The sequence below is a fragment of the Pseudomonas sp. ASL4 genome (genome assembly GCF_056680395.1).
The window spans coordinates 1937862-1961637 of sequence record NZ_CM155280.1; the positions used below are offsets into that span (position 1 = coordinate 1937862).

21 protein-coding genes are annotated in these 23776 nt (G+C 60.0%); 16 read left to right on the forward strand and 5 right to left on the reverse strand.

Going from position 1 to position 23776, the window contains the following annotated elements:
• Positions 1–99: 99 nt before the first annotated feature.
• The 16 genes from mraZ to lpxC all read left to right on the forward strand — a co-directional run bounded on the left by mraZ (position 100) and on the right by lpxC (position 17910).
• Positions 100–555 carry a division/cell wall cluster transcriptional repressor MraZ gene (gene mraZ, locus AC1MEW_RS08825; RefSeq protein WP_008147486.1) on the forward strand — a complete coding sequence of 152 codons (456 nt, stop codon included), beginning with the start codon at positions 100–102 and terminating at the stop codon, positions 553–555.
• Entirely contained in the window at positions 552–1499 is a 948-nt protein-coding gene (rsmH, locus tag AC1MEW_RS08830; protein WP_446739745.1) for a 16S rRNA (cytosine(1402)-N(4))-methyltransferase RsmH, read from the forward strand. Before mraZ ends, rsmH begins: the two co-directional genes overlap by 4 nt.
• Complete coding sequence (gene ftsL / locus AC1MEW_RS08835; RefSeq protein ID WP_201193606.1) at positions 1496–1789, forward strand: cell division protein FtsL; 294 nt, start codon at positions 1496–1498, stop codon at positions 1787–1789. Before rsmH ends, ftsL begins: the two co-directional genes overlap by 4 nt.
• Positions 1789–3528, forward strand: a complete 1740-nt coding sequence (locus AC1MEW_RS08840; protein WP_201206791.1) for a peptidoglycan D,D-transpeptidase FtsI family protein — start codon at positions 1789–1791, stop codon at positions 3526–3528. The genes ftsL and AC1MEW_RS08840 overlap by 1 nt, the downstream gene beginning before the upstream one ends.
• Positions 3528–4991 carry a UDP-N-acetylmuramoyl-L-alanyl-D-glutamate--2,6-diaminopimelate ligase gene (locus AC1MEW_RS08845; protein ID WP_480426084.1) on the forward strand — a complete coding sequence of 488 codons (1464 nt, stop codon included), beginning with the start codon at positions 3528–3530 and terminating at the stop codon, positions 4989–4991. Before AC1MEW_RS08840 ends, AC1MEW_RS08845 begins: the two co-directional genes overlap by 1 nt.
• Positions 4984–6351, forward strand: coding sequence for a UDP-N-acetylmuramoyl-tripeptide--D-alanyl-D-alanine ligase (locus AC1MEW_RS08850; RefSeq protein ID WP_201206560.1), 1368 nt, complete (start codon positions 4984–4986; stop codon positions 6349–6351). The genes AC1MEW_RS08845 and AC1MEW_RS08850 overlap by 8 nt, the downstream gene beginning before the upstream one ends.
• Entirely contained in the window at positions 6351–7433 is a 1083-nt protein-coding gene (mraY, locus tag AC1MEW_RS08855) for a phospho-N-acetylmuramoyl-pentapeptide-transferase (RefSeq protein ID WP_201206558.1), read from the forward strand. Before AC1MEW_RS08850 ends, mraY begins: the two co-directional genes overlap by 1 nt.
• Positions 7434–7438: 5 nt before the next feature.
• The gene (gene murD / locus AC1MEW_RS08860; RefSeq protein ID WP_201206556.1) at positions 7439–8785 is read left to right on the forward strand and encodes a UDP-N-acetylmuramoyl-L-alanine--D-glutamate ligase; all 1347 of its coding nucleotides are present in this window, start codon (positions 7439–7441) and stop codon (positions 8783–8785) included.
• Positions 8782–9999: a putative lipid II flippase FtsW gene (gene ftsW, locus AC1MEW_RS08865; protein WP_416195296.1), complete on the forward strand. Its 1218-nt coding sequence runs from the start codon at positions 8782–8784 to the stop codon at positions 9997–9999. The genes murD and ftsW overlap by 4 nt, the downstream gene beginning before the upstream one ends.
• A complete protein-coding gene (murG, locus tag AC1MEW_RS08870; protein ID WP_201206554.1) occupies positions 9989–11059 on the forward strand; it encodes an undecaprenyldiphospho-muramoylpentapeptide beta-N-acetylglucosaminyltransferase in 1071 nt (356 codons plus the stop codon). Before ftsW ends, murG begins: the two co-directional genes overlap by 11 nt.
• Positions 11052–12512, forward strand: a complete 1461-nt coding sequence (murC, locus tag AC1MEW_RS08875; protein WP_480426088.1) for a UDP-N-acetylmuramate--L-alanine ligase — start codon at positions 11052–11054, stop codon at positions 12510–12512. Before murG ends, murC begins: the two co-directional genes overlap by 8 nt.
• A complete protein-coding gene (locus AC1MEW_RS08880) occupies positions 12509–13477 on the forward strand; it encodes a D-alanine--D-alanine ligase (RefSeq protein WP_201206549.1) in 969 nt (322 codons plus the stop codon). Before murC ends, AC1MEW_RS08880 begins: the two co-directional genes overlap by 4 nt.
• Before the next feature lie 4 nt (positions 13478–13481).
• Positions 13482–14351 carry a cell division protein FtsQ/DivIB gene (locus AC1MEW_RS08885; protein WP_323570062.1) on the forward strand — a complete coding sequence of 290 codons (870 nt, stop codon included), beginning with the start codon at positions 13482–13484 and terminating at the stop codon, positions 14349–14351.
• A 15-nt stretch (positions 14352–14366) separates the two neighbouring features.
• Positions 14367–15626: a cell division protein FtsA gene (gene ftsA / locus AC1MEW_RS08890; RefSeq protein ID WP_046048247.1), complete on the forward strand. Its 1260-nt coding sequence runs from the start codon at positions 14367–14369 to the stop codon at positions 15624–15626.
• A gap of 66 nt (positions 15627–15692) precedes the next feature.
• The gene (gene ftsZ, locus AC1MEW_RS08895) at positions 15693–16886 is read left to right on the forward strand and encodes a cell division protein FtsZ (RefSeq protein WP_201206545.1); all 1194 of its coding nucleotides are present in this window, start codon (positions 15693–15695) and stop codon (positions 16884–16886) included.
• Between the two features lie 112 nt (positions 16887–16998).
• Positions 16999–17910 (forward strand): UDP-3-O-acyl-N-acetylglucosamine deacetylase, encoded by a 912-nt coding sequence (gene lpxC, locus AC1MEW_RS08900; RefSeq protein WP_054045542.1) that lies wholly within the window; start codon positions 16999–17001, stop codon positions 17908–17910.
• A 122-nt stretch (positions 17911–18032) separates the two neighbouring features.
• Here the strand turns inward: lpxC and AC1MEW_RS08905 are convergent, their stop codons facing one another.
• From AC1MEW_RS08905 to AC1MEW_RS08925, 5 genes are all read right to left on the reverse strand, one after another.
• Complete coding sequence (locus tag AC1MEW_RS08905; RefSeq protein ID WP_322269604.1) at positions 18033–19529, reverse strand: sensor domain-containing diguanylate cyclase; 1497 nt, start codon at positions 19527–19529, stop codon at positions 18033–18035.
• A 193-nt stretch (positions 19530–19722) separates the two neighbouring features.
• Positions 19723–20991 carry an OprD family porin gene (locus AC1MEW_RS08910; RefSeq protein WP_416195319.1) on the reverse strand — a complete coding sequence of 423 codons (1269 nt, stop codon included), beginning with the start codon at positions 20989–20991 and terminating at the stop codon, positions 19723–19725.
• A gap of 244 nt (positions 20992–21235) precedes the next feature.
• A complete protein-coding gene (locus AC1MEW_RS08915; RefSeq protein WP_201257067.1) occupies positions 21236–21460 on the reverse strand; it encodes a hypothetical protein in 225 nt (74 codons plus the stop codon).
• A 280-nt stretch (positions 21461–21740) separates the two neighbouring features.
• A complete protein-coding gene (locus tag AC1MEW_RS08920) occupies positions 21741–23105 on the reverse strand; it encodes a heavy metal sensor histidine kinase (RefSeq protein ID WP_480426093.1) in 1365 nt (454 codons plus the stop codon).
• Positions 23095–23772 carry a heavy metal response regulator transcription factor gene (locus AC1MEW_RS08925; RefSeq protein ID WP_201206535.1) on the reverse strand — a complete coding sequence of 226 codons (678 nt, stop codon included), beginning with the start codon at positions 23770–23772 and terminating at the stop codon, positions 23095–23097. Before AC1MEW_RS08925 ends, AC1MEW_RS08920 begins: the two co-directional genes overlap by 11 nt.
• Between the last annotated feature and the right edge of the window lie 4 nt (positions 23773–23776).

Consider the following 23776-nt stretch of genomic DNA (forward strand, 5'->3'; position numbering starts at 1 on the left):
GGTGTGGTGGGCGCATTCCTATAGTGTGCGCAAGTGGCGGAAAGTGGCATGAAGTGGGTTTTTTGAGCTCAAAACGCTAAAAATTGGAGAAACGCTGACGTGTTTCGCGGAGCTAACGCTATCAGTCTCGATGCAAAGGGCCGTCTCGCTATGCCGAGCCGGTACCGTGACGAGCTGGTTTCGAGAAGTTCCGGGCAATTAATCGTCACCATCGATGCCGTTGATCCATGTTTGTGCGTTTACCCCCTCGATGAGTGGGAAATTATTGAAACCAAACTGCGCGCACTGCCTTCGCTTCGCGAAGAGAACCGTCGCCTGCAACGTTTGCTGATTGGTAATGCCGTCGACCTCGAGCTCGATGGCAGTGGTCGTTTTCTGGTTCCGCCGCGTCTGCGCGAATATGCCAAGTTGGATAAGCGCGCAATGCTGGTGGGCCAACTGAACAAGTTCCAATTATGGGACGAGGATGCCTGGGATGCGGTTTCTGCCGCTGACCTGGCTGCTATTCAACAACCGGGCGCCATGCCTGATGAACTGCGTGATTTGATCCTGTGACTATTGATAGCGGCTTTAACCACATCACCGTACTGCTTGACGAAGCCGTGGAGGCTCTCGCCGTACGTCCTGATGGCTGCTATCTGGACGGTACGTTCGGACGCGGCGGACACAGCCGGTTGATCCTCAGCCAGCTCGGTCCCGATGGTCGGTTGCTTGGATTCGATAAAGATCCTCAAGCGATTGCCACCGGGCAAACGCTAGCGGCCGAAGACGGCCGCTTTGTCGTTGTGCAGCGCAGCTTTGCCGAGCTCGGTTCGGAAGTCGCCGAACGCGGTCTGGCCGGCAAGGTCAGCGGCATTCTGCTCGACCTGGGCGTCTCGTCGCCACAGCTCGACGACCCTGAGCGCGGCTTCAGTTTCCTCAACGATGGCCCGCTGGACATGCGCATGGACCCGTCCCGCGGGATCAGCGCTGCCGAATTCGTCAACACCGCGCCGGTGGAAGAAATCGCCCGGGTGTTCAAGGAATACGGCGAAGAACGTTTCTCCGGTCGCATGGCCCGTGCCGTGGCCGAGCGTCGCGACATCAAGCCTTTCGAGCGCACTGCTGACCTGGCCGAAGTCCTGAAAGTCGCGAACCCTGCATGGGAAAAGGGCAAGAACCCGGCCACCCGTGCGTTCCAGGGCCTGCGTATTCACGTCAACAACGAACTGGGCGATCTGGAAGCCGGCCTCGAAGCCGCGCTGGAATGTCTGGAAATCGGCGGTCGCCTGGTGGTCATCAGCTTCCATTCCCTGGAAGACCGCATCGTCAAACTGTTCATGCGCAAACTGGTGAAAGGCGAGTCCGACAACCTGCCGCGCAACCTGCCGGTCCGTCACGTCGCCTTCGAACCGAAAATCAAAGTCCATGGCAAAGCGCAGTCCGCCTCCGAGGCCGAACTCAAAGCCAACCCACGTTCTCGTAGCGCCATCATGCGCGTCGCGGAGAAGCTGCGGTGAGCAAGCTTTTCGCCAAGCCACTTCCCGGCGGAAGCTTTTTCATGCTGCTGTTGTTTATTGGCGTGATCGTGTCGGCCATCGGCGTGTCTTACAGCGCCCACTGGAACCGTCAGTTGTTGAACTCGCTGTACAACGAGTTGAGCGTGCGCGACAAGGCGCAGGCCGAGTGGGGCCGGTTGATTCTCGAGCAGAGCACCTGGACCGCCCACAGCCGCATCGAAGTCCTGGCCACCGAACAACTGAAGATGCGCATTCCCGGCGCTGCTGAAGTACGGATGGTGGCGCCATGATGAAACTTGAAGGTGCACTTTTCCCTTGGCGGTTCCGCGTGGTCATGGGGTTGCTCGGTGTCATGGTGGCTGCAATTTGCTGGCGCATCATCGACCTGCAAGTGGTCGACCGTGACTTCCTCAAGGGGCAGGGCGACGCGCGCAGCGTCCGTCACATTCCTATTCCCGCTCACCGTGGTCTGATCACCGACCGTAACGGCGAGCCTTTGGCCGTGAGTACGCCGGTCACCACCCTGTGGGCCAACGCCAAGGAAATGCAGCTGGCCAAAGAGAAGTGGCCAGCACTGGCCGCAGCGCTGGGCCAGGATCCGAAAGCCCTGACCGAACGTCTCGAAGCCCAGGCCAATAAAGAATTCATCTATCTGGTGCGCGGGTTGACGCCTGAGCAAGGCCAGTCGGTGCTCGACCTTAAAGTGCCAGGCGTCTACGGCATTGAAGAGTTCCGCCGTTTCTACCCGGCCGGTGAAGTCACCGCGCACATGGTCGGCTTTACCGACATTGACGATCACGGGCGCGAAGGCGTCGAGCTGGCCTACGACGAATGGCTGGCCGGGGTCGCCGGCAAGCGACAGGTCATCAAGGATCGGCGCGGCAGACTGATCAAAGATGTCCAGGTCACCAAAAACGCCAAGGCCGGCAAGCCCTTGGCGTTGTCCATTGACTTGCGTCTGCAATATCTGGCCAACCGCGAGCTGCGTAACGCGATCATCGAGAACGGCGCGAAGGCCGGCAGCCTGGTGATCATGGACGTGAAGACCGGCGAGATCCTCGCCATGGTCAACCAGCCGACCTACAACCCGAACAACCGTCGCAACCTGCAGCCGGCGATGATGCGTAACCGCGCGATGATCGACGTGTTCGAACCCGGTTCGACCATGAAAGCGATCTCCATGAGTGCCGCCCTGGAAACCGGGCGCTGGAAGCCGAGCGACACCGTCGAGGTGTACCCGGGCAGCTTGCAGATTGGTAAATACACCATCAAGGACGTATCGAAGACCGAAGGTCCGGTGCTCGACCTGACCGGCATCCTGATCAACTCCAGTAACGTTGGCATGAGTAAGGTCGCGTTCGATATCGGCGGCGAAACCATTTTCCGTCTGGCGCAAAAAGTCGGCCTCGGCCAGGACACCGGCCTGGGCTTCCCGGGCGAGCGCGTCGGCAACCTGCCGAACTACCGCGAATGGCGCAAGGCTGAAACCGCAACTCTGTCCTACGGCTACGGTATTTCGGTGACGGCGATCCAGTTGGTCCACGCGTTCTCGGCGCTGGCCAACAACGGTCGTATCGCGCCGCTGACCCTGATCAAGACCGACAAGCCACCGCAGACCACCCAGGTGATCCCGGAAAACGTCGCCAAAACCATGCAAGGCATGCTGACCCAGGTGATCGAGGCCCCGCGCGGTGTATTCCGTGCCCAGGTGCCGGCGTACCACGTGGCCGGCAAGTCGGGTACCGCGCGTAAGACGTCCGTGGGCACCAAAGGCTATGCCGAGAATTCCTACCGCTCGCTGTTCGCCGGCTTCGGCCCGATGAGCGATCCGCGTTACGCCATCGTGGTGGTAATTGATGAGCCGTCCAAGGCCGGCTACTTCGGTGGTCTGGTATCGGCGCCGGTGTTCAGCCGAGTGATGTCCGGGACGCTGCGCCTGATGAACGTCACCCCGGATAACCTGCCACCGACCCAACAAGCCAACGCTGCACCGGTCGTTCCGCTGAAAGCCAATGGAGGGCGCGGCTGATGTCTCTGAGTCTGAACAAGATTTTCGCCCATGCCGGTCGTGATCTGTTGATCCGCGAACTGACCCTGGACAGCCGCAATGTACGGGCAGGTGATTTGTTCCTGGCTGTCCCTGGCGGCAAATTCGATGGTCGTGCGCACATTGCCGATGCGTTGCAGCGCGGTGCTGCTGCCGTGGCTTATGAAGTCGAAGGCGCCACCGTGCTGCCAATTACCGATGCGCCGCTGATTCCGGTCAAAGGCCTGGCGGCGCAGTTGTCGGACATTGCCGGGCGTTTTTATGGCGACCCGAGCCGCCATCTGAATCTGGTCGGTGTCACCGGCACCAACGGCAAAACCAGCGTGACACAATTGGTCGCGCAAGCTTTGGACTTGCTCGGTCAACACTGCGGCATCGTCGGCACCCTGGGCACCGGTTTCTATGGCGCGCTTGAAAGCGGCCTGCACACCACGCCGAACCCGATTGCCGTGCAAGCGACCCTTGCCGACCTGAAAAAGGCCGGTGCCAAAGCTGTGGCGATGGAAGTCTCTTCCCACGGTCTGGATCAGGGCCGCGTGACCGCATTGGCGTTCGATGTGGCAGTGATGACCAACCTGTCCCGCGATCACCTTGATTACCACGGCACCATGCAGGCCTACGGCGAAGCCAAGGCCAAGCTGTTTGCCTGGAACGATTTGAAATGCCGGGTGATCAACCTCGACGACGAGTTCGGCCGGCAACTGGCGGCGGACAAGCGCGAATCACGTTTGATCACCTATAGCCTGGAAGACACCAGCGCCTACCTTTATTGCCGTGAAGCGCAGTTTGATGACGAAGGGGTGCGCGCCACCTTGGTCACGCCGCAAGGCGAGCACCATTTGCGCAGCACCTTGCTCGGTCGTTTCAACCTGAGCAACGTCCTGGCAGCGGTCGGTGCCTTGCTCGGTCTGGACTACGCGCTGGACGAAATCCTCCAGGTCCTTCCAAAACTCGAAGGCCCTGCGGGTCGTATGCAGCGCTTGGGCGGCGGGACTCAGCCGCTGGTGGTGGTCGATTACGCCCACACCCCGGATGCGCTGGAAAAAGTCTTGCTGGCCCTGCGTCCACATGCCAGAGGCCGGTTGCTGTGCCTATTCGGTTGCGGCGGTGACCGCGATCGCGGCAAGCGTCCGCTGATGGCTGAAGTGGTAGAGCGTCTGGCCGATGGCGTGCTGGTCACCGACGACAACCCGCGCACCGAAGATCCATCCGTAATTTTCGACGACATCCGCGCCGGTTTCACCGCTGTGGAAAAAGTGATGTTCGTGGCGGGTCGTGGTCAGGCGATTGCCCAGTTGATCGCCAGCGCAACCGCTGATGACGTGATTGTCCTAGCCGGTAAAGGTCACGAGGACTATCAGGAAATCAACGGCGAACGCCATGCCTTTTCCGATCTGGTCGAGGCCGATCATGCCCTGACTGCGTGGGAGGTGTCACATGCTTAAAGCCTTGAAACTGAGCGAACTGACACGCGTGCTGAATGCTCGCCTGGTGTCCGGCGATGCCAGTTTCGACGGTGTCAGCATCGACAGCCGCGCGATTAAGCCAGGTCAGCTGTTTATTGCCCTGACCGGTCCGCGCTTCGATGGTCATGACTATCTGAACGACGTGGCTGCCAAAGGCGCCGTAGCAGCCTTGGTCGAGCGCGAAGTCGCCGACAGTTCGCTGCCGCAGCTACTTGTAAAAGACGCTCGCCAGGCCCTTGGCCAACTGGGCGCGCTGAACCGTGCGGCTTATAGCAACCCGGTCGCGGCTATCACTGGTTCCAGCGGCAAGACCACGGTCAAGGAAATGCTCGCGAGCATTCTGCGCACTCGCGGCCCTGTGCTGGCGACCCGTGGCAACCTGAACAATGACCTCGGCGTACCGCTGACCCTGCTCGAACTGGCGCCGGAACACACCGCCGCCGTGATCGAACTCGGTGCGTCGCGCCTCGGCGAAATCGCTTACACCGTGGGCATGACCAAGCCTCACGTGGCCATCCTCAATAACGCCGGGACTGCCCACGTTGGCGAATTCGGCGGGCCGGAAAAAATCGTTGAAGCCAAAGGTGAGATTATTGAAGGGCTGGATGCCGATGGCGTCGCCGTTCTCAACCTCGACGACAAGGCATTCGGCATCTGGAAGACCCGCGCTGGCGCTCGAAAAGTGCTGACGTTCGCGCTGAACAACCCAAGCGCCGACTTCTACGCCAGCGAGCTGGATCGCGATGCTCGCGGTTGCCCGGCATTCAACCTGCACAGTCCTGAAGGTGTGGAACGGGTTCAACTGAACCTGCTCGGCACCCATAACGTCGCCAATGCCATGGCTGCCGCCGCCGCCGCACACGCCCTTGGCGTGTCGCTGTTCGGCATCGCCACGGGCCTTGGTGCAGTACAACCGGTCAAGGGCCGCACCGTTGCGCAACTGGCGACGAACGGAATGCGCGTAATAGATGACACTTACAACGCGAACCCCACCTCCATGTGCGCTGCCGTTGATATACTCGCCGGCTTTTCCGGACGCACCGTTCTGGTGCTCGGGGATATCGGCGAATTGGGCGACTGGGCGGAGCAGGGGCACCGCGACGTGGGCGAGTATGCCCGTGGCAAGGTTTCTGCGCTTTACGCGGTCGGACCGATGATGGTTCATGCCGTGAACGCGTTTGGCCCGCAGGCCTTTCACTTCAGCAGCCAGGCTGAACTGATCGAAGCTCTGGGCGCCGAGCAAGATACAAACACCACTATTTTGATCAAGGGTTCGCGCAGCGCTGCGATGGAAAACATCGTCGCCGCTTTGTGCGGGTCCAGTCTGGAGAAACATTAATGCTGCTGCTGCTAGCGGAGTATCTGCAACAGTTCTACAAAGGCTTCGCGGTCTTTCAGTACCTGACCCTGCGCGGGATTCTCGGCGTGCTCACCGCGCTGGTGTTGTCGCTGTGCTACGGCCCGTGGATGATCCGCACCTTGCAGAACCGTCAGATCGGTCAATCCGTTCGCAACGATGGCCCGCAATCGCACCTGTCCAAATCGGGCACCCCGACCATGGGCGGCGCGCTGATTCTGTCGTCCATCGGCGTCAGCACCTTGCTCTGGGCTGACTTGAGCAACCGCTATGTCTGGACCGTGTTGCTGGTGACCCTGTTGTTCGGCGCCATTGGTTGGGTCGACGATTACCGCAAAGTCATCGAGAAGAACTCCCGTGGCTTGCCGAGCCGCTGGAAGTATCTCTGGCAGTCGGTGTTTGGTCTGGGCGCGGCGCTCTTCCTTTATATGACCGCGACCACGCCGGTAGAAACCACGCTGATCCTGCCGATGCTCAAGGACTACAGCATTCCGATGGGCGCAGGTTTCGTCATCCTGACCTACTTCGTGATTGTCGGTTCGAGCAACGCGGTCAACCTGACTGACGGCCTCGACGGTCTGGCGATCATGCCGACGGTGATGGTCGGCGGCGGGTTGGGGATCTTCTGCTACCTGTCCGGTAACGTGAAATTCGCTGAATACCTGCTGATCCCTTACGTCCCGGGCGCCGGTGAACTGATCGTGTTCTGTGGCGCGTTGATCGGTGCGGGCCTGGGGTTCCTCTGGTTCAACACCTATCCGGCCCAAGTCTTCATGGGCGACGTCGGCGCGCTGGCACTGGGCGCCGCGTTGGGCACCATCGCGGTGATCGTCCGTCAGGAAATCGTCCTGTTCATCATGGGCGGCGTGTTCGTGATGGAAACCCTGTCGGTGGTCATCCAGGTGGCCTCCTTCAAGATGACCGGTCGCCGTGTGTTCCGAATGGCACCCATACACCACCACTTTGAACTCAAGGGCTGGCCCGAGCCGCGCGTGATCGTCCGTTTCTGGATCATCACCGTAATTCTCGTGTTGATCGGCCTTGCCACCCTGAAGCTGAGGTAGAACGAGTGTCTCTGATCGCTTCTGACCACTTCCGCATCGTTGTCGGCCTCGGCAAGAGCGGCATGTCCCTGGTTCGCTTCCTGGCGAACCGGGGCGTGTCGTTTGCTGTGGCCGATACGCGGGAAAATCCACCGGAGCTAGACACGCTGCGTCGTGACTATCCGCACGTGGAAGTGCGTTGTGGCGAGCTGGACGTCGAGTTCCTGTGCCGTGCCGACGAGCTCTACGTGAGCCCCGGCCTGGCACTGGCGACCCCAGCCCTGCAAGCCGCTGCGGCCCGTGGCGTGAAGTTGTCCGGTGACATCGAGCTGTTCGCGCGTAACGCGAAGGCGCCGATTGTCGCCATCAGCGGTTCCAACGCGAAAAGCACCGTCACCACCCTGGTTGGCGAGATGGCCGTTGCGGCGGGCAAGCGTGTCGCGGTTGGCGGTAATCTCGGTACGCCGGCGCTGGATCTGCTCAGCGACGACGTCGAGTTGTACGTAATGGAGCTGTCGAGCTTCCAGCTCGAAACCACCGATCAACTTAACGCCGAAGTGGCGACTGTGCTCAACGTCAGCGAAGACCACATGGACCGCTACAGCGGCCTGCCGGCCTATCACTTGGCCAAGCACCGGATCTTCCGCGGGGCCAAGCAGTTTGTGGTCAACCGTCAGGACGCCCTGAGCCGTCCATTGATGGGCGAAGGTCAGCCATGCTGGACCTTCGGTTTGAGCAAGCCTGATTTCAAGGCGTTTGGTATCCGGGAAGAGGACGGCGAGAAATACCTGGCCTTCGAATTCCAGAACCTGATGCCGGTGCGCGAATTGAAAGTTCGTGGCGCTCACAACCAGTCCAACGCCCTCGCGGCGCTGGCACTGGGGCACGCCGTTGGCCTGCCGTTCGACGCGATGCTGTCGAGCCTGCGCACCTTTGCCGGGCTTGAGCATCGTTGCCAGTGGGTCCGTGATCTCAATGGCGTGAGCTATTACAACGATTCCAAAGCCACCAACGTTGGCGCCGCACTGGCCGCCATCGAAGGCTTAGGCGCGGACATCGAAGGCAAACTCGTGCTGATCGCCGGTGGCGATGGCAAGGGTGCCGAGTTCAAGGATTTGCGTGACCCGGTGGCGGCCAACTGCCGCGCCGTGGTGCTGATGGGCCGCGACTCCGACCTGATCGGCCAGGCCATCGGCGATGGCGTGCCGCTGATTCGCGTCAACTCGCTGCTTGAAGCCGTAGAGCAATGCCGCGCCCTCGCCGAACCGGGCGACGCCGTGCTGTTGTCGCCGGCCTGCGCCAGTTTCGACATGTTCAAAAATTACGAAGACCGTGGTCACCAGTTCGTCCGCGCTGTGGAGGATCTGGCATGAGCCTGAGAAATATCATCAAGCCGTATCCGTCGCCGATCATTACCGGGCGCGGTATCGACCTTGATTTCCCGATGCTCGCTGGCTGCCTGGCATTGCTGGGCCTTGGCCTGATCATGATTGCCTCGGCATCCACCGAAGTGGCCGCAGCGCAGTCGGGCAGCGCGCTGTATTACATGATTCGTCATCTTATCTACATCGTGCTGGGCCTCGGTGCCTGCGTCATCACCATGATGATCCCGATTGCCACCTGGCAACGCCTGGGCTGGTTGATGCTGCTGGGCGCGTTCGGTTTGCTGATTATGGTGATCGTCCCCGGGATCGGCCGTGAAGTGAACGGTTCGATGCGCTGGATCGGTTTTAGCTTCTTCAACGTCCAGCCTTCCGAGATCGCCAAGGTGTTCGTGGTGATCTACCTCGCCGGTTACCTGGTACGTCGTCAGAAGGAAGTGCGCGAAAGCTGGATGGGTTTCTTCAAGCCATTCATCGTACTGCTGCCGATGGCGGGCCTGTTGCTGATGGAGCCGGACTTCGGTGCCACCGTCGTAATGATGGGGGCAGCGGCGGCGATGCTGTTCCTCGGCGGGGTCGGGCTGTTCCGGTTTTCCTTGATGGTGGTGCTCGCTGTCGCGGCCGTGGTGCTGCTGATTCAAGTGCAGCCGTATCGAATGGCGCGTCTGACCAACTTTGCGGATCCGTGGGCCGATCAGTTCGGTGCCGGCTATCAGTTGTCTCAAGCACTGATCGCGTTCGGTCGCGGCGAATGGTTGGGCGTTGGCCTGGGCAACAGCGTGCAGAAACAGTTCTACCTGCCGGAAGCCCACACGGACTTCGTGTTCTCGGTCCTGGCCGAAGAACTGGGTGCCGTGGGTTCCTTGTGTACTGTCGCGCTGTTCGTCTTTGTCTGTATTCGTGGCATGTACATCGGTTTGTGGGCAGAGAAGGCCAAGCAGTTCTTCGCGGCGTACGTGGCCTACGGCCTGTCGTTCCTGTGGATTGGTCAGTTCCTGATCAACATCGGGGTGAACGTCGGCCTGCTGCCGACCAAGGGCCTGACCCTGCCGTTCCTCAGTTACGGCGGTAGTTCGTTGGTGATCTGCTGTGCCTGTCTCGGGTTGTTGCTGCGCATCGAGTGGGAGAGTCGAACCCACCTGGGCAGTGAAGAGATGGAGTTCCAGGAGAGTGACTTCGCCGAGGAGCCACCCCATGGGCGCTAACGTATTGATCATGGCGGGCGGCACCGGCGGGCACGTGTTCCCGGCGTTGGCCTGCGCTCGCGAGTTCCAGGCCCGCGGCTACACCGTGCATTGGCTGGGTACCCCGCGCGGCATCGAAAACGACCTGGTCCCGGCGGCCGGTCTGGAACTGCATCGTATCAATGCCAGCGGTCTGCGGGGCAAGGGCAAGCTGTCGCTGCTCAAGGCACCGTTCATGTTGCTCAAATCGATCTGGCAGGCGCGGGCGATCATTCGTCGGCTGCGGCCGGTGTGTGTGGTCGGTTTTGGTGGTTATGTGACTGGCCCTGGCGGTGTTGCCGCCAAATTGTCCGGCGTGCCGATCATCGTTCACGAGCAGAACGCCGTGGCAGGTACCGCCAATCGGTTGCTCATGCCGTTGGCCGCCCGAGTCTGTGAAGCGTTCCCCGACACCTTTACCCTGTCGGACAGCCGACGGACCACCGGTAATCCGGTGCGCACCGAGCTGTTCCTCGAAACACCGCGACCAGCCCTGGCCGGTCGCAAGGCGCGTTTGCTGATCCTGGGCGGAAGCCTGGGCGCAGAACCGTTGAACAAGTTGCTGCCTGAAGCCCTGTCGCAAGTCGCCGCCGACCTGCGCCCGGAAGTGTTTCATCAGGCCGGCAAAAACCACGATGAAGTGACCGCACAGCGCTATCGCGAGGCTGGCGTCGAGGCACAAGTGCAGCCTTTCATCAAAGACATGGCCCAAGCCTATGGCTGGGCCGACCTGGTGGTGTGCCGTGCAGGCGCATTGACTATCAGTGAACTGGCCGCCGCCGGTCTGCCCTCGATGCTGGTGCCTTTGCCCCACGCGATCGACGATCACCAGACCCGCAACGCCGAATATTTGGCTCGTGAAGGTGCTGCCTTCCTGATGCCGCAAAGAACGACTGGCGCCGCAGATCTTGCCGCACGCCTGACAGAGGTCCTGATGCAACCGCAACGACTCAATGACATGGCCAACGCGGCCCGCCGACTGGCGAAACCCGATGCAACCCGTAACGTCGTCGACACCTGCCTGGAGGTGGCCCATGGTTGAGAATCAGAAAGCCATGCCTCAACCGGAAATGCGCCGCATCCGTAAAATCCACTTCGTCGGTATCGGCGGCGTAGGCATGTGCGGCATCGCTGAAGTGTTGTTGAACCTGGGCTATGAAGTCTCAGGCTCCGACCTCAAAGCATCGCCGGTGACCGAGCGCCTGGAATCTTTCGGTGCTCACATCTACATCGGCCACCGTGCCGAGAACGCCGCGAGCGCCGATGTGCTGGTGACCTCCAGTGCCGTGAACACCTCCAACCCGGAAGTCGTCACTGCCCTGGAGCGCCGAATTCCGGTGGTGCCGCGTGCCGAAATGCTTGCCGAGCTGATGCGTTATCGCCACGGCATCGCCGTCGCCGGTACCCACGGCAAAACCACCACCACCAGCCTGATCGCTTCGGTGTTCGCGGCCGGTGGCCTGGACCCGACGTTCGTCATCGGTGGCCGCCTGAATGCTGCGGGCACCAATGCCCAGCTCGGCACCAGCCGTTACCTGATCGCCGAAGCCGACGAAAGCGATGCGAGCTTCCTGCACTTGCAGCCGCTGGTGGCCGTGGTCACCAACATCGACGCCGACCACATGGCGACCTACGACGGTGACTTCAACAAACTGAAGAAAACCTTCGTCGAGTTCCTCCACAACCTGCCGTTCTACGGTTTGGCGGTGGTGTGCCTGGACGATCCGGTGGTGCGTGAAATCCTGCCGCTGGTCAAACGCCCGACAGTCACCTACGGCTTCGGCGATGACTGCGACGTGCGTGCAATCAATGTGCGCCAGCAAGGCATGCAGACCTTCTTCACCGTGCTGCGCCCTGAGCGCGAGCCGCTGGATGTCTCGGTGAACATGCCGGGCAACCACAACGTATTGAACGCTTTGGCGACCATCTGCATTGCCTCCGACGAAGGCGTCAGCGATGAAGCCATCGTCCAGGGCCTGTCCGGGTTTCAGGGTGTCGGCCGACGCTTCCAGGTCTACGGCGAACTGCCGGTAGACGGCGGCAACGTGATGCTGGTCGACGACTACGGTCACCACCCGACCGAAGTGGCCGCGGTGATCAAAGCCGTACGCGGTGGCTGGCCGGAGCGTCGTCTGGTGATGGTTTACCAGCCGCACCGTTACAGCCGCACGCGGGACCTGTACGACGACTTCGTCAATGTACTGGCCGACGCCAACGTCCTGTTGCTGATGGAAGTCTACCCGGCCGGTGAAGAACCGATCCCGGGCGCCGACAGCCGCAAGCTGTGCAACAGCATCCGCCAGCGCGGTCAACTGGACCCGATCTACATCGAGCGCGGTGTCGACCTGGCGCCGATCGTCAAGCCGCTGCTACGTGCCGGCGACATCCTGCTGTGCCAGGGCGCCGGTGATATCGGTGGTCTCGCACCAAAACTGTTGAACAGTCCGTTGTTCGCCGGTGCCATCGCTGCGCCGGCTGTGGGGAAATTGAAATGACTGCTGCCTACGCCAACCTCGTCTCCACGATCGCGCCGAAAGATTTCGGCCGCGTCGCCGTGCTCTTCGGCGGCAAGAGTGCCGAGCGTGAGGTTTCCCTGAAGTCGGGTAACGCGGTTCTCGAAGCGCTGCAAAGCGCCGGTGTGGACGCGTTTGGCCTCGACGTCGGCGATGACCTGCTGCAGCGTCTGCTGAACGAAAAAATCGATCGCGCCTTCATCATCCTCCACGGTCGTGGCGGTGAAGACGGCAGCATGCAAGGCCTGCTCGAATGCCTGGGCATTCCCTACACCGGCAGCGGCATCCTGGCGTCGGCATTGGCGATGGACAAGCTGCGCACCAAACAGGTCTGGCACAGCCTCGGGATTCCGACGCCACGCCACGCCGTTCTTGGCTCCGAGGCCGATTGTATTTCGGCGGCCACGGAACTGGGCTTCCCTTTGATCGTCAAACCGGCCCATGAAGGTTCAAGTATCGGGATGGCCAAAGTGAGTTCCGCGTCTGAGTTGATCGACGCATGGAAAGCGGCCAGTACCTACGATTCGCAAGTGTTGGTCGAGCAATGGATTCAAGGTCCGGAGTTCACCATTGCCACCCTGCGTGACCAGGTGTTGCCAGTCATCGCCTTGGGCACCACGCACAGCTTCTACGACTACGACGCCAAATACGTGGCTAACGATACCCAGTATCGGATTCCGTGTGGCCTGGACAGCAACAAAGAAAAGGAACTCATGGACCTCACGGCGAAAGCCTGCGAGGCGCTGGGTATCGCCGGTTGGGGCAGGGCAGACGTGATGCAGGACGCCGACGGGCAGTTCTGGTTCCTGGAAGTCAACACCGCACCGGGCATGACCGATCACAGCTTGGTGCCGATGGCGGCCCGTGCTGCTGGTCTGGATTTCCAGCAACTGGTTCTGGCGATTTTGGCCGCCAGCGTTGCCGGCAACCACGAGCCGCGAGGTTAAGACCATGCAAGGCGCACAGCTGAGACATCAGCCCCCCGCACCGCCCGGCCGCAAGCCGGTGCCGCGGGGTGCCAGCCGAATGGTGGCCAAAGAGCCGATGTCTGTGCGCCTGCCGAAAGCCAATTTTGGTTTTCTCAAAGCGTTGTTCTGGCCGGTGTTGTTGGTTGCACTGGGGTTTGGCACTTACGAAGGCGCGCAGCGTTTGCTGCCGTACGCCGACCGGCCGATCACCAAGATCAACGTGCAGGGCGATTTGAGTTACATCAGCCAGCAAGCCGTGCAGCAGCGGATCGCCCCGTACGTGGCGTCGAGCTTCTTCACCATCGACCTGGCGAGCATGCGTACCGAGCTGGAACAGATGCCATGGATTGCCCACGCCGAAGTGCGTCGGGTGTGGCCGGATCAGGTGGTCATCCGCCTCGAAGAACAATTGCCGGTGGCCCGTTGGGGCGACGAGGCGTTGCTGAACAACCAGGGCCAGGCGTTTACGCCCAAGGAGCTGGCGAACTACGAACACCTGCCACAGCTGTTCGGCCCACAACGGGCCCAGCAGCAAGTGATGCAGCAATACCAGGTGCTGAGCCAGATGCTCAGGCCATTGGGCTTCTCGATTGCACGCCTGGAGTTGCGTGACCGAGGCAGCTGGTTCCTGACTACGGGGGCCGGTAGCGCTGGCCCGGGGATCGAACTGCTGCTGGGACGCGGCGCTTTGGTAGAAAAGATGCGCCGCTTCATTGCCATCTACGACAAGACGCTTAAAGAACAGATTACGAACATTGCGCGCATCGATCTGCGCTACGCCAACGGCCTCGCTGTTGGCTGGCGGGAACCTGTAGCGCCGACGACAGCCAAACCCGCTGTCGCGAAGAATTAAGAAGAGGCAGGACCCATGGCAAACGTGCAAAGCGGCAAAATGATCGTCGGTCTCGATATCGGCACCTCCAAAGTGGTGGCGCTGGTCGGCGAGGTTTCGGACGACGGCACGCTGGAAATCGTCGGGATCGGCACTCATCCGTCCCGTGGCCTGAAGAAAGGCGTGGTGGTGAACATCGAGTCCACCGTGCAATCGATCCAGCGCGCCATCGAAGAAGCGCAGCTGATGGCCGGTTGCCGGATCCACTCGGCGTTCGTCGGCGTGGCCGGCAATCACATTCGCAGCCTGAACTCCCACGGCATCGTGGCGATTCGTGATCGCGAAGTCAGCGCTGCTGACCTTGAGCGTGTACTCGATGCTGCCCAGGCCGTGGCGATCCCGGCTGACCAGCGCGTGCTGCACACCCTGCCGCAGGATTACGTGATCGATAACCAGGAAGGCGTCCGTGAGCCGCTGGGCATGTCGGGCGTACGTCTGGAAGCCAAGGTTCACGTGGTGACCTGCGCCGTCAACGCCGCACAGAACATTGAAAAATGCGTGCGTCGCTGCGGTCTGGAAATCGACGACATCATTCTCGAGCAGCTTGCTTCCGCGTATTCGGTCCTGACCGACGACGAGAAAGAGCTGGGCGTGTGCCTGGTGGACATCGGCGGCGGTACCACCGACATCGCGATCTTCACTGAAGGCGCGATCCGTCACACCGCCGTGATCCCGATTGCGGGCGATCAGGTGACCAACGACATCGCCATGGCGCTGCGTACACCGACCCAATACGCCGAAGAAATCAAGATTCGCTACGCCTGCGCCCTGGCCAAACTGGCCGGTGCCGGTGAAACCATCAAGGTCCCAAGCGTTGGCGACCGTCCACCGCGCGAGCTGTCCCGCCAAGCCTTGGCCGAAGTGGTCGAGCCGCGTTACGACGAGCTGTTCACGTTGATCCAGGCTGAACTGCGCCGCAGCGGCTACGAAGACCTGATCCCGGCCGGCATCGTGCTAACCGGTGGTACGTCGAAGATGGAAGGCGCGGTCGAACTGGCCGAGGAAATCTTCCACATGCCGGTTCGCCTGGGCGTGCCGCACGGCGTGAAGGGGCTGGATGACGTGGTCCGCAACCCGATTTATTCCACTGGCGTTGGCCTGTTGATGTACGGCCTGCAAAAGCAGTCTGACGGGATTTCGTTCTCGGGCATCAGCAGCCGCGACAGCTACAGCAATGAAGAACCGAAAGCCGCCTTGCTCGATCGCATCAAGAGCTGGGTACAAGGCAATTTCTAAAGATTTACCGCAGCACCGCAACAAACGCAGTAGGCGAAAAAACTAGAGAATGTAAGGAGAGGGAACATGTTCGAACTCGTAGACAACATCCCCGCAAGCCCGGTTATTAAAGTTATCGGTGTTGGCGGAGGCGGCGGCAACGCTGTCAACCACATGGTCAAGAGCAACATTGAAGGCGTTGAATTTATCTGCGCCAACACTGATGCCCAGGCGCTGAAATCCATCGGCGCGCGGACCATCCTGCAACTCGGTACCGGTGTGACCAAAGGTCTGGGCGCCGGCGCCAACCCTGAAGTAGGTCGTCAGGCCGCTCTCGAAGATCGTGAGCGCATTGCCGAAGTCCTGCAGGGCACCAACATGGTGTTCATCACCACTGGCATGGGCGGCGGTACCGGTACCGGTGCTGCGCCAATCATTGCCGAAGTGGCCAAGGAAATGGGGATCCTCACCGTTGCGGTGGTGACTCGTCCTTTCCCGTTCGAAGGCCGCAAGCGTATGCAGATCGCCGACGAAGGTATCCGTCTGCTGTCTGAAAGCGTCGACTCGTTGATCACCATTCCCAACGAGAAGCTGCTGACCATCCTCGGTAAAGACGCAAGCCTGCTGTCGGCTTTCGCCAAGGCTGACGATGTACTGGCCGGTGCCGTTCGCGGTATCTCCGACATCATCAAGCGTCCGGGCATGATCAACGTCGACTTCGCTGACGTACGTACCGTGATGAGCGAAATGGGCATGGCGATGATGGGCACTGGCTGCGCCAGCGGTCCGAACCGTGCACGCGAGGCCACCGAAGCGGCCATTCGCAACCCGTTGCTCGAAGACGTGAACCTGCAAGGTGCACGCGGCATCCTGGTGAACATCACCGCCGGTCCTGACCTGTCCCTGGGTGAGTACTCCGACGTGGGTAGCATCATCGAAGCCTTCGCTTCCGAGCACGCGATGGTCAAGGTCGGTACCGTTATCGATCCAGACATGCGCGACGAGCTGCACGTGACTGTGGTTGCTACTGGTCTGGGCGCGAAAATCGAGAAGCCTGTGAAGATCATCGACAACACCATGCATACGTCCGTGGCATCGCAGCCGCAGCAACAAGCGCCTTCTCGTCAGGAAGCGCCTGCTGTGAACTACCGTGACCTGGACCGTCCGACCGTCATGCGCAACCAGGCTCAGGCCGGTGCTGCGACTGCCGCGAAGATGAATCCGCAAGACGATCTGGATTACCTGGACATCCCGGCTTTCCTGCGTCGTCAGGCTGATTGATGGAATGTATCAGGGCGATGAAGGTGATTGGTGTTCAGCAAAGGTCTGGTCTGCTATCATCGCCAGCCTTTGTTGATACCAGTTCGCAATTTGCGCTGAAGCGGCCCAAGCCATGATTAAACAACGCACACTGAAAAATATTATCCGTGCCACAGGTGTAGGCCTGCACTCCGGGGAGAAGGTATACCTGACCCTCAAGCCTGCACCTATCGACACCGGCATCGTGTTTGTTCGTGCCGATCTGGACCCTGTGGTGCAGATTCCTGCTCGCGCGGAAAACGTTGGCGAAACCACGATGTCGACCACGCTGGTCAACGGTGACGTCAAAGTGGATACGGTGGAGCACTTGCTCTCGGCCATGGCTGGCCTGGGCATCGATAACGCCTACGTCGAGCTCTCCGCGTCCGAAGTCCCAATCATGGATGGTAGCGCTGGACCTTTCGTATTCCTGATTCAATCGGCCGGCCTGGAAGAACAGGACGCTGCCAAGAAGTTCATCCGGATCCTGCGGGAAGTGACAGTGGAAGACGGCGACAAGCGCGCCACTTTCGTCCCTTTCGAAGGTTTCAAAGTGAGCTTCGAGATCGATTTCGATCACCCGGTTTTCCGTAACCGCACACAAAGTGCAAGCGTGGATTTTTCCAGTACTTCGTTCGTAAAAGAAGTCAGCCGCGCCCGTACCTTTGGTTTCATGAGTGATATCGAGTACCTGCGCAAGCACAACCTCGCACTCGGCGGCAGCGTTGAAAACGCTATTGTGGTCGACGCGGATGGTGTACTGAACGAAGACGGCCTTCGCTATGAAGACGAATTCGTGAAGCACAAGATCCTCGATGCAATTGGTGACCTCTACCTGCTGGGCAATAGCCTGATTGGTGAGTTCAAGGGCTTCAAGTCCGGACATGCATTGAACAACCAGCTGCTGCGCAAGTTGATTGAGCAGACAGATGCTTGGGAAGTCGTGACTTTCGAAGACGCCAGCACTGCACCGATCTCTTACATGCGTCCTGTTGCGGCCGTGTAAGCAAAAACCTCTCTAGTTTTTAAAGGCTGCCTTCGGGTGGCCTTTTTTTATACCCGCGATTTTTTGTGTTGTCTGCGCTGGCCCCTTCGCGAGCAAGCCCGTCGGCTCAGCGAAAAACTCAGCTAAGCCACCACCCGGTTACGTCCCGTTTCCTTGGCCTGATACAACGCCTTGTCCGCCGCAAACAACAACTGCTCCAGGCTGATCTCGCTCGCACTGGTCCAGGTACTAATCCCGATACTGACAGTCATCGGCGTCTTGGCATCCGCCACCAATGGCAGTTGCTCCACCGCCTCACGGATGTGTTCGGCGATCTGCTTCGCGCCCGCGCTGTCGGTTTCCGGCAGGATCACCGAAAACTCCTCACCGCCGTAACGGGCGACCACATCGCTTGGCCGTCGCACATTGGTGCTGATCACCCGGGCCAGCGAGCGCAGCGCATCGTCACCGCCCTGATGCCCATGCCGGTCGTTGAAGGCCTTGAAGTGGTCGGCATCGATCATCAACACCGACAGCGGTTTGCCGGAGCGTTGGGCGCGAAACCATTCATGGCGTAGGGCCTGATCCAGGGTTCGGCGGTTGGCCACTCCGGTCAAGGCATCGGTGGCCGCCAGTTGCGCCAGCTCTCGCTCGGCGTTGTGACGCAAGCGCAATTCGCGGCAGAGCAACCAGGTCAGCCACAACAGGCCGATACACAGCACGCTGGTGGCGCCGCTGATGACCATCGCTGTGCGTTCCCAAGTGCCGAACACTTCAGCACTGGAGAGGGCGACAATCACCGTTAACGGCAGATTGCCGACTCGGGAAAAGGTGTAGAGGCGCTTTCGGTGATCGATGCTCGACACGCTGTTGAAGCTGCCGCTGCCATCGCGCAGGATGCGCACGACGTTGGGGCGGCTGGCGAAGCTTTTGCCGATCGAGTCGCTTTGCAGGTAAGGCTTTTGCGCCAGCAGGATGCCGTCGTTGTTGATGATGTTCAGCGTGCTGTCGCTACCGATGTTCAGGCTGTTGAACAACTCGTCGAAGTACGTCAGGCGCATCGACGCCACCGCCACGCCCATGAACTCCCCGGTGGGCGAGGAAATGCGCCGACTGAAACTGATCCGCCATTGATCGCTGTCTGCGCAATCGCAGCGGGGCTTGAACGGACGGCTAATGAACATCCCGGTGTCGCGGTCCAAGACATGAGCGACGAAGTAGTCGCGGTCAGCAAAGTTGCCCGGTTTGGGGTCGGTCAATGAGGAGTCGGCCAGCACCTCGCCGTGCTTGTCGAGCAACAGGATGTCGCCCTTGAAGCGCGCCGCGGTGGAGCGATCGAACAGCACCAGTTGGCGGACCTGCGGCGGCATCTGTTTCAGGTCATCGCGTTGCGAAGCGGCAATCAGCCCTTGCAGCGTCAGGTCGTAGAGTTCGACTGTGCGCAACACGTCGGCGTCGATCAACTGGGCAATGGTGGTCGCGCTGCGGGTCGCGTCCTGCTGGGCATTGGCGTGCTCGCGGATCAGCAGGAAGGTCACGATGCTCAGGATCGCGATGACCGTCAGGCAGCTGCCGAGAATCAGCAGGAGCTCAGGGCGTCCGGTCCTGCCTGGAATGTACGTGGTTCGGCTTGCTGTCATGGTTCTGATGTCTGCTGAAGGGACTTTATAAGCGTAGTTCCATAAACGTCGTTTCCCGAAGGACTCGCGCTCATCGCAGCAATCAGTCATTAAAATTCAGGTGTTACTGGGTAAAGGTATAAATGTCGGGCCAAAAAAAGGCCAGCAAAACATGCTGGCCTTTTGATTTTTTGCCGGGCTTATATATCCAGGCTTAGAAGACGTTGATCGGGTAATCGACGATCACACGGTATTCATCGGTGTCCTGATCGAGCGCGCCGTAGCCATTGCCACCGCGGTTGGTCGCCCATTGCAGGCGCACCGCCAGGTCCTTGGCCTTGCCGCCCTGAACCACGTATTTCAGATCGACGTCGCGCTCCCAATGCTTGGCGTGTTTGCCGTCGGCGCTGTACCACGAGGCGTAGCCCTTGCTGTCCGGATCGACCTTGGTCAAGTCCGTTTCACCCCGGGAGTAGGAAACCGCCGAGGTCAGGCCAGGCAAGCCGAGACCGACGAAATCGTAGGCGTACTTGAGTTTCCACGAGCGCTCGTTCGGGCCGTTGAAGTCCGAGTATTGCTGGGAGTTGTCCAGGTAGATGCTGTCGCCCTGGCTGATGTAGTCGAACGGCGTGTTGCCGTTGACCCGCTGATACGCGGCCGTAACGCTGTGATTGCCCACGCCGACGGTGAAATGCAGGCTGTAGGTGTTGTTGTCGATGTTGCCGAGCAGCGCATCACCGGTGTCTTGCGTGTGATAGAAGTGCAGGCCCGGGTTGAGGCTAACGAGGTCGTTCAACGCGTAGGTGTAATCCAGATCGTAGTAGTACTGGTTCCAGATGTCCTTGAGCTCGGAGGCGTACAGGCTGCTGGTCAGACCCGGCAAACCGCTCCAGGCCACGCCGGCCCAGTTCAGGTGCTGGCTCTCTTCACCGTCGGCGAGGGTGCCGTAAGAGGTGCTGATGCGCTTGTGGCCGCTCTGGTTGTAAGGCTTGGTGAAACTGGCCTGGCCACCTTCAATCAACCAGCCATCGAAGCTGTGATTGGTCAGGCTGACACCACGAAAGGTCTGCGGCAGCATGCGGCTTTCACCGCCGGCGATTACCGGGTTAGTGAGAAACAGGTCACCGGCCTTCAATTCGGTATCGAAGGCGCGCATTTTCAGCGTGCCGCCGGCGGTGGAGAACGAGCCCGGCGCTTTGCCGTTGCCAGCGCTCACCGGCAGGATGCTCGAATTGTCGGTGCCGCCACCGCCGTCGAGTTTCAGCCCGAGCATGGCGTGGGCGTCGAGGCCGAAACCGACGGTGCCTTCGGTGAAGCCGGATTCGAACTTGCCGAGAAAGCCCTGGCCCCACTCGATGTTGTCATCGGTGTGCTGGTGCCGGTTGCGGTTCATGTAGTAGTTGCGGGCGTTGAGGTTGAGGCTCGACCCTTCGACAAAACCTTCGCGGCTGGTGTCGTCGGCGGCCTGGGTATTGGCGGCCATCGTTGCAGCGATTGCAATGAACAACGGGCTGAGTTTCAGAGAAAAAGACACGTGCGATACAGCTCCTTTTGGGTCATTAACGTCAGTTCATGGATCGACGTTTTTTATTTCTTGTTTAGGGAGACGAAGCGGAACGTGTTTTCTGCACAATAAAAAAAGCCGCTGATAGCAGCGGCTTTGAAGACAACTTTTCAAAGGGAAGAGCCGATGAAAAGTGTCGAGGGAAACAGAGCAATACGGTGGATCAGCTGTCTTTCTCAACCGGTGGCTTGGTTGCAGAAGTGGACGCTTGAGGGGTTTGCGCAGCGTCTTGGGCTTTTGCGGTCATCTCGGCCTGAGACTGTTCGAACGCTTTTGCCCGTGCCGCGTTTTGGGCAACAAAGGCTGGCGACTCTTCAGCCATGGCGAGCGGGGACAGGAACAAAGCGGACAAAACGAAAGCGCTGGCAATACCCATAGTGTTGGACATCTTTAAAACCTTCTTGCTTGGCAAGTGCTGTTTGGTGCGCCAAGGTTAAGGTTCAAGGACGATGGGAAACAGAGCTGATTTCAGAAAGGACTGTTGCGCGCGAAGCAACAGTAGATGGTCCGCAGTGAACCTTGTGGCGAGGGGGCTTGCCCCCGTTCGGCTGCGCCGCAGTCGTAATCCCGGTTTTCGCGGTGTGTATGAAGGAACGCGGTTGGATGTTTTTGGGGCTGCTTCGCAACCCAACGGGGGCAAGCCCCCTCACCACAGGGTATGGGGTCAGTCAGACAGGCAGGTGAATCCCGAACGTATTCATCCCATGATCACTGCGCACAAAAACATCGCCGCCATGCATCAACGCAATCGCCTTGACGATCGCCAACCCCAGCCCATGGTTATTCCCACTGTTGCTGCGCGACGCATCCACCCGATAAAACCGCTCGAACAATCGCGACAAATGCTCACTGGCAATCGGTGAGCCCGGATTGGCCACACCAATACTCACCTGATGCTCTTCAACCACAATCCGCACCTCAATCACCTGGCCAGGCTCGGTGTGTTGCACCGCATTGCTCAGCAGGTTGATCAATGCTCGCCGCAGATGCGCGATCTCAATGCTCACCTGTGCATCACCGCTGACCCGAACCTGAACCTGAGCATCTTCAAGAATGAAATCCAGATACTCCAGGGTCGTGGCCACTTCATCAGCCAGGGACGTGGAAGTCAGTTTGGTTGCCTTGCTACCTTGATCGGCGCTGGCGAGGAACAGCATGTCATTGATGATCGAGCGCAGCCGTTCCAGTTCTTCAAGGTTCGATTGCAGCACCTCGAAATAGTGTTCGGCCGAACGTCCGCGGGTCAGCGCCACTTGCGTTTGGCCAATCAGGTTGGTCAGCGGCGAGCGCAGTTCGTGGGCGACGTCGGCGTTGAACGACTCAAGCCGCGAATAGGCCTGTTCGACTCGCTCCAATGTGGAGTTGAACGAACTGACAAACTGATCCAGCTCCGGCGGCAACGGCGACAACCGTAAACGCCCGGAACGCAATGGCGGGGCCAGGCGCTGAGCTTCCTGCGACAACTTGATCAACGGCTTGAGGCCGATCCGCGCCACCCAGTAACCAAGCGCCGAGGCCAGCAACACGCCGATAATCGCCAGGCTGATCAAGGCGAGCAGAAGATGATGCTGAGTCTGCAAAAACGTCTCGGTGTCGATGCCGATGATGAAACGCAGCGGCGGGCGCTGGTCCTTGGCCGGAAACTGACTGACCAGCACTTTCAGCGGGTAGGCATGTTCCGGTAATTGAAGGTCGCGCCGGCCCAGCGGCCCTTCGGCAAAGGCGCGGATCTGCGGGGTGATGTTGCCGTACTCATACTGTGAATCGCCGCTGATGATCCAGAAACTGATGCGCTTGTCTTCTTCGCCCAGCAGTTTGAGCTTGTTGTAGATCTTCACCCAGTGCTCGGGCGTGCCGAACCGTCCGACCGTAGACTCAAGCACGCTGTAGCGCGCATCCAGCTCGGCTTCGGGCAACAACCCCAAACCCTTGTCGACCTGCTGGTACAACGCCCAGCCGATCAACAGAAACACCAGCAATGCCACCAGCGTGAACATCCCGCTCAAACGTAGCGCGATTGAGTTACTGGACACCGCGACTCTCCAGCACATAACCCATGCCACGAATGGTGTGCAGCAACTTCTCGTCGAAAGGCCCGTCGAGCTTGGCCCGCAAGCGTTTGATTGCGACTTCGACGACGTTCGCGTCGCTGTCGAAATTGATGTCCCAGACCATCTCGGCGATGGCGGTTTTCGAGAGGATTTCACCTTGGCGTCGGGCCAGCACGCTGAGCAGTGAAAACTCCTTGGCGGTCAGGTCCAGGCGAGCACCGGCGCGGGTGGCTTTACGGCTGATCAAATCTATCCACAGGTCGGCGATGCTCACTTGCACCGGTTCATGGCCGCCGCTGCGCCGGGTCAGCGCTTGCAGGCGCGCCACCAGCTCAAGGAAGGAAAACGGTTTGCCGAGGTAATCGTCGGCGCCATCGCGCAGGCCTCTGATCCGGTCTTCGACCCGCTCGCGGGCGGTGAGCATGATCACCGGGGTTTGCTTGCGGGCGCGCAAGGCACGCAACACGCCGAAGCCGTCGAGACCCGGCAGCATCACGTCGAGGATGATCACCGCATAGTCGCTTTCCAGCGCCAGGTGCAGGCCCTCTACGCCATCGCGCGCTAAATCCACGGTGTAACCCTGTTCCGTCAGGCCGCGGTGCAGATAATCCGCGGTTTTTTCTTCATCTTCGATAATCAGAACGCGCATGACC

Bases quoted from the DNA above. Each gene is read 5' to 3' on its own strand.
- AC1MEW_RS08840 (WP_201206791.1), top strand. From the start codon at position 1,789: ATGAAACTTGAAGGTGCACTTTTCCCTTGGCGGTTCCGCGTGGTCATG.
- AC1MEW_RS08845 (WP_480426084.1), top strand. From the start codon at position 3,528: ATGTCTCTGAGTCTGAACAAGATTTTCGCCCATGCCGGTCGTGATCTG.
- AC1MEW_RS08850 (WP_201206560.1), top strand. From the start codon at position 4,984: ATGCTTAAAGCCTTGAAACTGAGCGAACTGACACGCGTGCTGAATGCT.
- mraY (WP_201206558.1), top strand. From the start codon at position 6,351: ATGCTGCTGCTGCTAGCGGAGTATCTGCAACAGTTCTACAAAGGCTTC.
- ftsW (WP_416195296.1), top strand. From the start codon at position 8,782: ATGAGCCTGAGAAATATCATCAAGCCGTATCCGTCGCCGATCATTACC.
- murG (WP_201206554.1), top strand. From the start codon at position 9,989: ATGGGCGCTAACGTATTGATCATGGCGGGCGGCACCGGCGGGCACGTG.
- murC (WP_480426088.1), top strand. From the start codon at position 11,052: ATGGTTGAGAATCAGAAAGCCATGCCTCAACCGGAAATGCGCCGCATC.
- AC1MEW_RS08880 (WP_201206549.1), top strand. From the start codon at position 12,509: ATGACTGCTGCCTACGCCAACCTCGTCTCCACGATCGCGCCGAAAGAT.
- AC1MEW_RS08885 (WP_323570062.1), top strand. From the start codon at position 13,482: ATGCAAGGCGCACAGCTGAGACATCAGCCCCCCGCACCGCCCGGCCGC.
- ftsA (WP_046048247.1), top strand. From the start codon at position 14,367: ATGGCAAACGTGCAAAGCGGCAAAATGATCGTCGGTCTCGATATCGGC.
- ftsZ (WP_201206545.1), top strand. From the start codon at position 15,693: ATGTTCGAACTCGTAGACAACATCCCCGCAAGCCCGGTTATTAAAGTT.
- lpxC (WP_054045542.1), top strand. From the start codon at position 16,999: ATGATTAAACAACGCACACTGAAAAATATTATCCGTGCCACAGGTGTA.
- AC1MEW_RS08905 (WP_322269604.1), bottom strand. From the start codon at position 19,529: ATGACAGCAAGCCGAACCACGTACATTCCAGGCAGGACCGGACGCCCT.
- AC1MEW_RS08910 (WP_416195319.1), bottom strand. From the start codon at position 20,991: ATGGCCGCCAATACCCAGGCCGCCGACGACACCAGCCGCGAAGGTTTT.
- AC1MEW_RS08915 (WP_201257067.1), bottom strand. From the start codon at position 21,460: ATGTCCAACACTATGGGTATTGCCAGCGCTTTCGTTTTGTCCGCTTTG.
- AC1MEW_RS08925 (WP_201206535.1), bottom strand. From the start codon at position 23,772: ATGCGCGTTCTGATTATCGAAGATGAAGAAAAAACCGCGGATTATCTG.